Here is a 9,996-nt window from a genome sequence, read left to right on the forward strand (position 1 = left end):
CTTCAGTTGCTCCCGGCGCCGTTGGCACTGTTGGAGACCTTCACCGGCAGGCCGTTGCTGAGCAGGGCCGTGTTGCTCACCACGACCGTTTCACCACGGTTCAGTCCGGAGCGCAGCGGGTAGAGGTTGTTCTGAAGCGTGCCAAGCACCACAGGTTTCTGCACCACGATCGGTGTGCTCGCCGGCAGCTTCTCCAGCTTCTGCTTGCTGGCTTCCGGCACGGAGCTGGAGGCCTTGATCTTGGGGAGGGCTTTGCTGAGGGGCACCACCACATACACGAAGGGTTGCTGCGCCTGCATGAACACCGCCTGCACCGGCACCGCCAGAGCCTGTCTCTGATCGATCACGATCTGGCTCTTCACGAACTGGCCGGTTTTGAGCTTGCCTGTGAGGTTCGGGAAGGTGGCCTTCACCATCAAGGTGTTGGGCGACTGCTGGCTGCCGGAAATGCCGAAATAGGGCGAGATGAAGGTCACACTCCCCTGGCCGCTGACCGGTGGGCTGGTCTGGGAGCTCACCTTCACTGTCTGACCGATCTTGATCTGATCCGCCTGGGTGGCGGGGATCTGCATCAGCGTCCAGAGGGTGGAGTTGTCCACGATGCCCGTGATCGCCTGGCCGGTTTGCACGTAATCGCCGAGCTTCACCGTGTCGAGATCCCCGACGATGCCGTCGATCGGTGAGCGCACGAATTTGTATCCGAGCGTGGCGGCACTGGCGAGGGCCTGATCGCGGGAGGCGATCGCTTGGGTGGCGTATCGGTCTCGGGTTTTGGCCGATGTCGCGCCCTGTTCGTAGAGGAATTCGTAGCGCTCGGCGTTGAGCTTGTCGGTGCGGGCCTGGGCGCGGGCGGCATTGAGGGCGGCGCTCTGCTGCACGTTGTCGAGCACCAGGATCGGCTGGCCGGCCTTCACCCTGTCGCCTTCGCTGGCGAGAATCTTCACCACCCGTCCTTCCGTCTCTGGCCGCAGCGCCACATTGGTGGTCGACTCCAGCATGCTGATCGCTTCCACGCTGGGATTGAAGGTGGCATCACCGATCCGAGCGGTCTGGACGCTGAGGAACTGCTGAGCGGGCTGTTTGGGTTTGCTGCAGGAGGCCAGTAGTGCGGTAAAGGCCAGCAGGGAGAGCGTCAGCGTTCGCCGCACTGTCGGAGTGGCAAGAGATGGCCAGAAACTACTGACGCTTGATGGAAGCGGCAGGTGTTGTGGTCAGTTTGTGACCGCGTCAATCGCAGCGTCGATCGCCCCGTAGCAGCAGGCCAATTGCGCATCGCTGATGCAGAGCGGCGGCAGCAGGTAGACGACGTTGCCCAGGGGACGCAGATACACCCCCCGCTCCAGGCAATGGCGTTGAAGTTGCCGGCCCACGGGGTTGAGGTAATCGGTGTCACCAACAGCCAAATCGAAGGCGGCCATGGTGCCTAGGCAACGCAGCCGCTGCACGGCCTTTCGCTCTTGCAGGTGCTCTAGATGCTTGCGGTGGCGGGCTTCGAAGCCGTTGAAGGCCTCTGGGTTGGCCTCGAGCAGATCCAGGCTGGCGAGGGCGGCGGCACAACCCAGGGGATTGGCCGTGAAGCTGTGGCCGTGGAAGAAGGTGTGAGTCGGTTCCGTGCTGATAAAGCCCTGATACAGGTGCTCGCTGGCCATCGTGCCCCCCATGGGCAGGAAGCCGCCAGTGAGCCCTTTGGAGAGGGCGATCAGATCCGGTTGGATCCCCGCCAGCTGGGAAGCGAACAGGGCGCCGGTGCGGCCGAAGCCGGTCATCACTTCATCGGCGATCAGCAGGGCGCCGCAGTCACGCACGCGGGCGGCGACGGCCCTGAGGAATTCAGGACGCACCAGACGCATGCCGGAGGCTCCCTGGATCAGGGGCTCGACGATCAGCGCTGCTGTTGGCGTCCCCAGGGCCTTGTCGAGGGCTGCGAGTGCGACTTGCTCCCGCGCCTCCACCGTGGCATCGCCCCAGTGGGTGTGGGGCCAGGGGATGCGGCAGACGTCGAAGAGCAGGCTGTCGTAGGGGTCGGTGAACACCGAGCGATCACCGAGGGCCATCGCTCCAAAGGTGTCGCCGTGATAAGCCCCTTCAAAAGCGATCAGCTGACGACGCTCGCTGCCCTGGTTGCGCCACCACTGCCAGGCGATCTTGAGCGCTACTTCTACGGCAGTGGAGCCGTTGTCGGAGAAGAAGAGCCGATCGAGACCGGTGTGGGTGGCGAGGCGGCTGGCGAGCTGTTCGGCGGGCGCGTGGCTGAAGTTGGCGAAGATCACCTGCTCTAGCTGCTCGGCCTGATGGGCGATGGCGGCGGCGATCGTCGGCTCGCCATGGCCGTGCAGGGTGACCCACCAGCTGCTGATCGCATCGATCAGCTCACGGCTGCTTGAGGTAGAGCCCTTTAGGGGAGTGCTGTCGTCGAGCGTCAGCAGGCAGCCCTTGGCGGAATGCACCCGAAGAGGCTCAGGGTGCAAGGCCACCTGGGTGGTGGGGTGCCAGAGATGGGGATGCCAGGCCATAAACGAGATCTCAGGCGCGGAGGTCGCTGATCAGCTGTTGAATCGCACCAACCTGCTGCTCCACAGATAACGAGTGGGCCAGGTCTCGGCCAGCGCCAGAGAGGTCGCGCCAGCTGGTGGGATCGCGTAGTAGCTGGTTGATGGCACCAGCCAGCACGGTTCCATCGTCGTTCACCGGAAAGAACAGGGATGACCCTTGATGAAATTCCCGATGCACGGGTATGTCGCTGATCAGGGTGGGCAGCCCTTCCGCCTTGGCCTCGAGAACTGGGTAATCAAAGCCCTCCTCCTTCGACGCAGAGATGAGGGCCAGGCTGCCCCGCAAGGTCTGGATCAGTGCTTCCGGCGGAAGCGATGGGATCAGCTCCACCCGCTCGGGTTGAGGCAGGGCCCTCAATCCCCTGCGCAAACCTTGGCTGTCGGGGCCATCTCTGCCGATGATTCGCACTCGGCCCCGCCAGTGGGGGAGCTGCCGTTGCACCCCCGCCAGCGCCCGCAGCAGTGCTGGCAGGTTCTTGTTGGCATCGTGTCGGGCCAGCACCACCAGGTCGGCGCTCTGGGGGGCTGGTAGCACCGGTCGTTGCACTCGGATGCCATTGGCAACCACTCGGATCCGCTCGGCTGGCAGGCCGAAGCTGATCAGTTGATCGGCCACATGCCGGCTGATCGCGATCACCCTGGCGGCGCAGCGCAGATGACGCGGCTGCCAAAAGCGGTACTTGAGCCAGGCCTTGCGGCTGTTGGGACAGGTGAGGGGTGTCAGGTCATGGCAGGTGATCAGCTGAGGGAGCTGTGGCCAGCAGAGCAGCGCATCAAAGAAGGGGGAATAGATCAGTTCGGGCAGTTCTCCATGGAACCCACTTCCCTGGAGCAGCGCCGGTAGATCGAGGCCGTGCTGGGTCATGCCATAGCGCTGGAGGAGGCGCATCAGACGACCGGGTGCCTGGGGGGGCGGCTCTGGGTGCCAGGCATCGCGGTCGATCAGGCAGCCCTGCCCGCTCCCATCAAGCTGCAGCCTCCAGCCCTCCAGCCCTGGAACGACCCTCTGGACATAGCTCCCGAAGCCGGAATGGCCGGGCAGCCACGAGAGCAGATTGATCAGCTGAGCCAATCCCTTCAGGGCTGAGTGGGGACACATCCAGCGTCCCATGGGGGTAAGGAAGCCTTGCGTTGCGCGATGGCAACGGCGGAGATTGCCAGCAGCTCAGACGGGCACAATCGATCTCCAACTCTTCGCTTCAGATCCGGCGCTGTGGAGCACCCCATCGCTGACCGGCAGCTCGCTGCAGCCCTCCTCCACTGGTGGCAGCAGCACGGTCGCCGCGCGCCGGAGACCAAACCCTGGATGGTCACGGCCGAAGGCACTTGGCCCTTGCCCGATCAGGCGCTCGATCCCTACGGCATCTGGATTGCCGAGGTGATGCGGTGCTCTGCGGCATAGGTGACTAGCTTGTCTGTGTCGGGCAAGCCTCTCCATGGCGCTGGCTTATTCCTATCGCCGCGTTTCCAGTGGTGGCCAGGCACAAGGCGATAAGTCAGGTCTGCAGCGCCAGGAGGAGGCTCTAAAGGATTGGATGCGCAGGCATCCCGACTTTCGTCTTGCTGAGGAACTTCTCGATCCAGGCGTCAGCGCTTACACCGGCCGGAACCGCACCCAAGGGGCGCTGGGGCGGTTTCTAGAGGCAGCTCGCTCCGGTTCTATCCCGAAGGGGTCCGTGCTGGTCGTTGAGGATCACAGGCGCTTCTCCAGGCAAGAGCCTCTGGATGCACTGGAGTCTCTGATCCGGGATGTCTGGGGGCAGGGGCTTGGGTTTGCGGTCTGCAGCTATCAGGGTGGCTCTCCTTTGTTCAGAGAGACGACTGGGGCCCAAGACCTCGCCATGCTGTCGTTCCTCTTCGCACAGGCTCATGCCGAGAGCGACGAGAAGTCGAAATGGTCTCGTGGTGGGTGGCGCAAGATTTACGAGGCGCAGGATCGTGGTGAGAGGCCGCGGCATCGCAATCCCTACTGGATTGACCGGGATGAGTCGTTGCCTGACAACCCATTTCGCTTAAACGGCTACGCCAAGTCGATCGAGGCCATGTTCAAGATGTGCCTGGCGGGGATGGGCCAGACGCAGATTGCCGATGAGCTGAATACGGAGGGCTATGCAGCCCCTCCTGCATCTAAGGACGGTCGTTGGAACCGTGGTCAAGTGAGTCAACGGTTAAGGGACCCCGCTGTCACCGGCTTGTTGCAGCGCAAAAACAGCCATGAGATACCGGGTTATTACCCCTCTGTTGTTGATCAGGAGACCTTCACAAGAGCCCAACGGGCGAAGGCAACGCGTGATCGGAAGCGTTCAACCACCAAGGCGCGGAAAGTTCACTTCCTGTTCAGTGGTTTGGTCCGTTGCGCGGGTTGTGGGTCTCTGTTGACTTACAGGGCGGCCGGTCGATACGCCAGACCCGGGCATCCCGGTTATGTCACCTGTTCTGACAGTGCTGGTGCGGTCGCAAAGCAGGGTGCGACGCGATGTCGTGAGCAGCTTGGTGCTTGGCGGAAGTCGCCGACCATCAATCTTCCTTTGGATGAGGCCGAGGCGATGCTGATGGCGACCTTGTCGTTGGCCGACTGGCAGAACCTCTTCCCCATCCAGATGGGGCCGGAAGTGGAGGATTTGAGCAGGCAGATCCGTACTGCAAACGATCAGCTTCAGGAGCTCAGTGGAAGGATTCAGCGCGGTGAACATCGTCTTGCTGAAGAGCTGACGAAGGAGCTGCCCAACGAGATTCAGGTCTCTGTTCTGACCGGTGCCATCTCTCAGGCGCGTGAGCAAGTTCTAGAGCTCGAGCGAGAGATTTCTGAGTTGAACTACAGGCTCAGCGAGTTACGCCCTCAGGACCCTGTGCTGAAGGCGCAGGACACAGTCGAGATCGTGTCCCAGTTTCTTCAGCATGGGCTTCAAGAGATTCCCAAACGGATGCAGTTCAACTCTTGGCTTCAGCAGCTCGGTATTTCTTGGGTCATGAGTGGAGACTCGATTCAGCTTCACTACAACCGGCTTGGTCCCAATGGGTTTCCGACGGATTCCTGGGGGACTGCGCTTGGAGAGCTGCATGCCCTGCGAGCGATGGGTTACGAGCGCGGCTTTGCCTTCTTGTTCGCTGGCAAGACTTGGTTCAATCAACTGGTGACAGGACGAGGAGGGGTGATCAAGGAGCCTGGCAAGTTTCCGCGGCCTGTCTTCCCCCCAGAGGTTGTGGCTGGTCTCCAAGAGATTGCTCGCTTCCGTGCATCAGAGCTTGGTTACGAAGTTGATCTTGGAGGCGATAGAAGCGAGGGACGACAATGAAAACAAGCGTGAGCTTCAGCAGTTCCCTGAAGGCGCTCTGTTCGAGTTATCAACAGTCTTCTTTGCTTCGAGCTGAGTGTGGCGACTCTATGGACTGGAAAGATGTTGGACGTTGCCCTGTTTTTGTAGTGGGGTGTGTAGATCTATAGACCCCACTACAAGAATGGGGACAGCTCCAACGCGATCACCTCAAAGCGGTAGGTACGGACGCCATCAACCTGGAGCCTCTGCCTCTGGGTGGTGAACCCCGCCACCTTGAGCAGCGCCTTGGCGAACGTTGCGGGGACGTCGTCGTCTGGTCCAGGAATGGTGACGCGGCCACCGAGGATGTCTCGCAGTTCCCGTGCCTCGTGCTTATTCAGGCTCTGCACCTCTGCTGCCATCGCGCGGAACTCAGCGCTATCGACAGTGAATGACCTTGCAGCGATCAGGTCATGCACCCTGACGCGCAGCATCCACACATAGGCATGGCTGGGGTCTACCGCTGCCAGGTCCACCCAAATGCCGTTCTTGGTCTCCCTACTGGCCTCTGAGTTGGCCTGGTCAATGGTCTTCTGACCAGTCATGACCTCATGGATCAGCTGGGTCCGGCGGCTCAGTTCAGCCTGCTTTTTCTGTTTATCCCGCTGAGCCTTCGGGATAACAACAGCGTTGTCGCTGATCAGCTCGTCAAACGGCCGGAGCGTGTAGCCCTGATCCTTGAGGCGGCATGCCAACACGTGCTCGTTATTGACGGCCTCATAGTTGACCCGAGCTTCGAGGGCGACTGAGTAGCGCACGGTTGCCGGGTCAACGCCTTTCAGGTGGTCTCGGTAGAGCTCCTGCATCTTCGGGTCGATCGCAGTGAACCTGGCACGGCTGACCTCTTCTTGTGATGTCCGCCCAGTTCCGATCTTTGCCATCGGTGCTGAGACAGGCGACAGCATGATCCGCCGATCTGCGCTTCGTGCCCTGGCGACGGCTTGCATGGCGTCTTGGGGGGCCATCGCGAATTGCTGCACACAAGCAGCGATGCCAACGGTTGAGGCCTCATACGAGATGCCAGAGACCACAGATGGGCTGTATCCGACCAAGGTGTACTGACCTGCGACCGCATTGGTGTTGGACATCAGTTCAGCGACCTCCAAGGATGAGGAGTTGTCGCTGTGGATCAGAAAGCTGCGAGAAAAAGGTGCGCTGAATTTCTTCAGTGACTCTGCTTCGCCCATCGAGAGCCAGACCTGCTGGCCTTGATCGATGGTCTGTCCGCACAGCTGCTGGAGCTTGTCGATGTTGTCAGCAGTAGCGGCGCCATAGAACAGGTCGGACTGCCGGCGAAACGTGGTGTTGATGACCTGAGGTTGAACACCAGACAGCGCCTGTAGCCATTCCAGCTCGATGTCGCCTATGCCCGCTTCAGCAGCGATGATGATGAGCTCTGGGTTTCGTATCAACCGTTCAACTGACCGGATCGCCTCACGCCTGCTGTCTCTCATCCCGTCAGTCCCGTCCAGGAGCAGATGCAGGGTTGCTTGGGTGAGCTCGTCAAGGAACAGCACAGCTGGCCTGGGGTTCTCCTCCAGGTCGTGGCTCCATCTCCACATGTCCAACTCGCCGCTGTCCTTCTTGATCGATTCGCAGCAGCAGAACAGACCGTCCCTGCGCTCTCCACGTTCACGCTCAAACGTGCCTCTGGATGAGCTGAGGTCCCTGACACCGAACTCAGCAGCGCCTTTGTGGACCAGCGAGGCACGGTGATACAGACCCAGCACGATGACCTTGTGGCCCAGGGCCTGCTCCATCAGGTCAATGGCACCGACTGAGGCCTTGGTCTTGCCAGTACCCGTGGGGCCCTCCAGGGCGATAATTCGCCCCTGCATCCGCGCCTTGACCAGGTCCTCCGGCTCGAACTCGCGATCGATCGTGGTCGTCCGCCAGTTGCCCTTCAGTCGGGAGTAATGGCCCTTTTGACCCTCGTTCAGGTTGAAGCTGTCGGTTTGATCGGCTGAGCGGTCAAACGTGCCGGCGACCAGTGCCTTGCCCTTCGCCGCGAAGTAGTCGTCCGTCTTGGCCTTGCCTGGATCTGTCCAGGTGAACCAGTTGGCATCAGCTCCAGCTCGATTCAGCTGCCCTGCTACTCGCTGCGCAGCGCGCTCAGAGTTGCTGCCGTTGTCAAACCTGACAATCATCCGACGGCCACCCTTCGCGAGCTTCTGCAGGGGCACACGGAGGCGATCTGATCGGGTCTTTTGCCCTGCTGAGTTGATGCCGTTAATGCCGACGGCGAGCTGACCATGGGAGGTCGCAGACAACGCCTTAAGGGCTGATTCCTCGACCCAGATGGGGACCGCCGGGTTACTGAAGATGAACTGCCATGCCATCTCCGGGGTGTACTCCTCCCGAGTGCAGATGAACCCGTGATGATCCAGCAGATGCAAGGCGTACTCCCACGTCAACGGCGGGAGGTAGACCTTCACCTGGGTGCCGGTGCAGTCGAAGCGAACTTCACCCTTCTCTCGGGTGCGGATGCTGGGGTGCTTGCGTTGGCCTGCAAAGTGCAGTCCGGTCAGAAGCACGCCTTTGTTGGTCATCCCGACGCTGTAGATGTTCCAGTTCTCGGGCGGAGTTTCTCGGAACCTGTAGTCCGTCTTGCGAGTGATGGAGCGCTCTTCCCAGGCGACCTCGTTAGGGCGCAGGTTGAGATTTTCTTTGACCTCCTTGATCTGCTCCTGTGCCTTGCGATTTAACGCCTCACGCCAGCCTTCATCAGCGCCAAGCGTGATCGCTCCGCGGATGTAATCGTCAAGATTAATCAGATGGTCGACAACTAACTCGGCTCTGAGTTGCTCAGTTGTGTGGGGCCTGAGGCCCTGAAAGTTCTTGCGCATTGGGTTTGTGTGTGAGGAAGGTCCGGACCGACCACCTCGCACACACAGGGCCAATGAACCCAAACGAGGTGGCTATCCGGCTCAGGGAGCTACTCCTGAGGTTGTTTAAGTTCGCCACAGAAGTGGCAAGAGAGCAGTTGTTGTTCTCGTTGCAAGTGTTCCGAAGCGGTGGCAACTACCTCGAAATGCCAACCCTTCAAGTTACCTGGGCTTGTTCAGGTTCGTTCGGAATGTCGATAACAACCGGAAGCCTGGAGTAGTTACCTCTCTCTCTTGGCTTCCTTTAGAACCGATCTTGATTCCTTTTACAAGGGCCAACCCAATAGATCCTCAGGATGGATGGAGAGAAGGCGTAGAGCCTTCATCGAGAAGCAGTGGGAGGCGACTGGAGGACGTCCACTTCGCTGGGAATGCTGCCCGCTAGATCACTCTGAGCAGCTACAAAATCACCACCAATCCGAACGGTTTGGCTCTTCCGGATGAAGCTCGATGACGCTGCTTGAAGCCCGTTGGAAGCCTGTTGGAAAGCGCACAAGTCGATGAACTCCTTCCCACAACTCCCTGGTGAGCCCGCAGATGCCTTCGAGCAGCTCCTGCTGCATCGAGACTTTGGCCCCAGTCGTCAGTTCAGTCAGACAGCGGATGTTGTGGGCTGCTCTGAATCAACCCTGCGCCGACGAGCAGAACAGTGGCGCTGGAACGAGCGTCTGGCTGACTACGACTCCGGGATGCTTCAGCAGGCATCAGAGGCACGAACGAAGGAGGACCTTGAGCGCTGCAAATACCAGCTTGAGACGTTCCGACAAGAGCAGCTCGCACGAGCTCGCACCGTTGGAGATCGAGCTGAAGAGCTACTGGCGATGGTCGAGCGCAGCGTCAGGCATCACCTGGAAGCTGGCACCGTTCTCCAAGGGCGTGAGCTTCCTTCCGTAATGGCCGCGGCCTGCAAGGCCTTGGAGGGTGCCATGAACATCGAGGCGACGGCTCTTGGGGTCGCAGGGCTGCTTGAAGATTTTTCGAACTAACGAAGACTTTTGACGGAAAGATGGAGTGAACACAGCATGAGAGCTTCTTGAAGCTGGTCCCCGTCAGCGCCATCTGGCTCCAGAAAACCTCCGGCGTTCAGCTCTAAGGTCTTCCATGCGATGGATTGATGAGGCTGGCCTCGATGCGGCCTTTTGTGCAGCATGTAGAAACCGTCCAAGCGCGCACCCGCTTCAACGACTTTGGAGGGGGCTTTCATCCTGGGTTCGGCCTTTCATCAGCCGAACAATCGCCAGA

Annotated in this window: 7 protein-coding genes; 3 read left to right on the top strand and 4 right to left on the bottom strand. The window is 60.4% G+C overall.

From position 1 onward, the window contains the following. Nucleotides 1-2: 2 nt before the first annotated feature. The 3 genes from CWE17_RS04760 to CWE17_RS04770 all read right to left on the bottom strand — a co-directional run bounded on the left by CWE17_RS04760 (nt 3) and on the right by CWE17_RS04770 (nt 3,663). On the bottom strand, nt 3-1,148 hold the full coding sequence (locus tag CWE17_RS04760; RefSeq protein ID WP_131455187.1) for an efflux RND transporter periplasmic adaptor subunit: 1,146 nt from the start codon (nt 1,146-1,148) through the stop codon (nt 3-5). A 63-nt stretch (nt 1,149-1,211) separates the two neighbouring features. Further along, on the bottom strand, nt 1,212-2,513 hold the full coding sequence (gene bioA / locus CWE17_RS04765) for an adenosylmethionine--8-amino-7-oxononanoate transaminase (protein WP_131455188.1): 1,302 nt from the start codon (nt 2,511-2,513) through the stop codon (nt 1,212-1,214). A 10-nt stretch (nt 2,514-2,523) separates the two neighbouring features. Then, entirely contained in the window at nt 2,524-3,663 is a 1,140-nt protein-coding gene (locus CWE17_RS04770; RefSeq protein ID WP_240789242.1) for a glycosyltransferase family 1 protein, read from the bottom strand. A 102-nt stretch (nt 3,664-3,765) separates the two neighbouring features. Between CWE17_RS04770 and CWE17_RS04775 the strand changes: the two genes are divergently transcribed. Both CWE17_RS04775 and CWE17_RS04780 read left to right on the top strand, forming a co-directional pair. Next, on the top strand, nt 3,766-3,954 hold the full coding sequence (locus tag CWE17_RS04775; RefSeq protein WP_240789243.1) for a hypothetical protein: 189 nt from the start codon (nt 3,766-3,768) through the stop codon (nt 3,952-3,954). Between the two features lie 34 nt (nt 3,955-3,988). Next, nucleotides 3,989-5,848, top strand: a complete 1,860-nt coding sequence (locus tag CWE17_RS04780) for a recombinase family protein (protein ID WP_006853923.1) — start codon at nt 3,989-3,991, stop codon at nt 5,846-5,848. Between the two features lie 155 nt (nt 5,849-6,003). On the opposite strand, the gene CWE17_RS04785 is transcribed toward CWE17_RS04780, so the two are convergent. Then, on the bottom strand, nt 6,004-8,715 hold the full coding sequence (locus tag CWE17_RS04785) for a DUF3854 domain-containing protein (protein WP_006853922.1): 2,712 nt from the start codon (nt 8,713-8,715) through the stop codon (nt 6,004-6,006). A 539-nt stretch (nt 8,716-9,254) separates the two neighbouring features. On the opposite strand from CWE17_RS04785, the gene CWE17_RS04790 reads away from it, so the two are divergent. Continuing rightward, nucleotides 9,255-9,740, top strand: coding sequence for a hypothetical protein (locus tag CWE17_RS04790; RefSeq protein WP_006853920.1), 486 nt, complete (start codon nt 9,255-9,257; stop codon nt 9,738-9,740). Nucleotides 9,741-9,996 lie beyond the last annotated feature (256 nt).

The organism is Synechococcus sp. BS56D, from assembly GCF_004332405.1.
In the GTDB taxonomy this organism is placed as follows: domain Bacteria; phylum Cyanobacteriota; class Cyanobacteriia; order PCC-6307; family Cyanobiaceae; genus Synechococcus_C.

Coding starts and splice junctions, on each gene's coding strand:
- CWE17_RS04785 (WP_006853922.1), bottom strand. CDS start 8,715: ATGCGCAAGAACTTTCAGGGCCTCAGGCCCCACACAACTGAGCAACTC.
- CWE17_RS04790 (WP_006853920.1), top strand. CDS start 9,255: ATGAACTCCTTCCCACAACTCCCTGGTGAGCCCGCAGATGCCTTCGAG.
- CWE17_RS04780 (WP_006853923.1), top strand. CDS start 3,989: ATGGCGCTGGCTTATTCCTATCGCCGCGTTTCCAGTGGTGGCCAGGCA.
- bioA (WP_131455188.1), bottom strand. CDS start 2,513: ATGGCCTGGCATCCCCATCTCTGGCACCCCACCACCCAGGTGGCCTTG.
- CWE17_RS04770 (WP_240789242.1), bottom strand. CDS start 3,663: ATGGGACGCTGGATGTGTCCCCACTCAGCCCTGAAGGGATTGGCTCAG.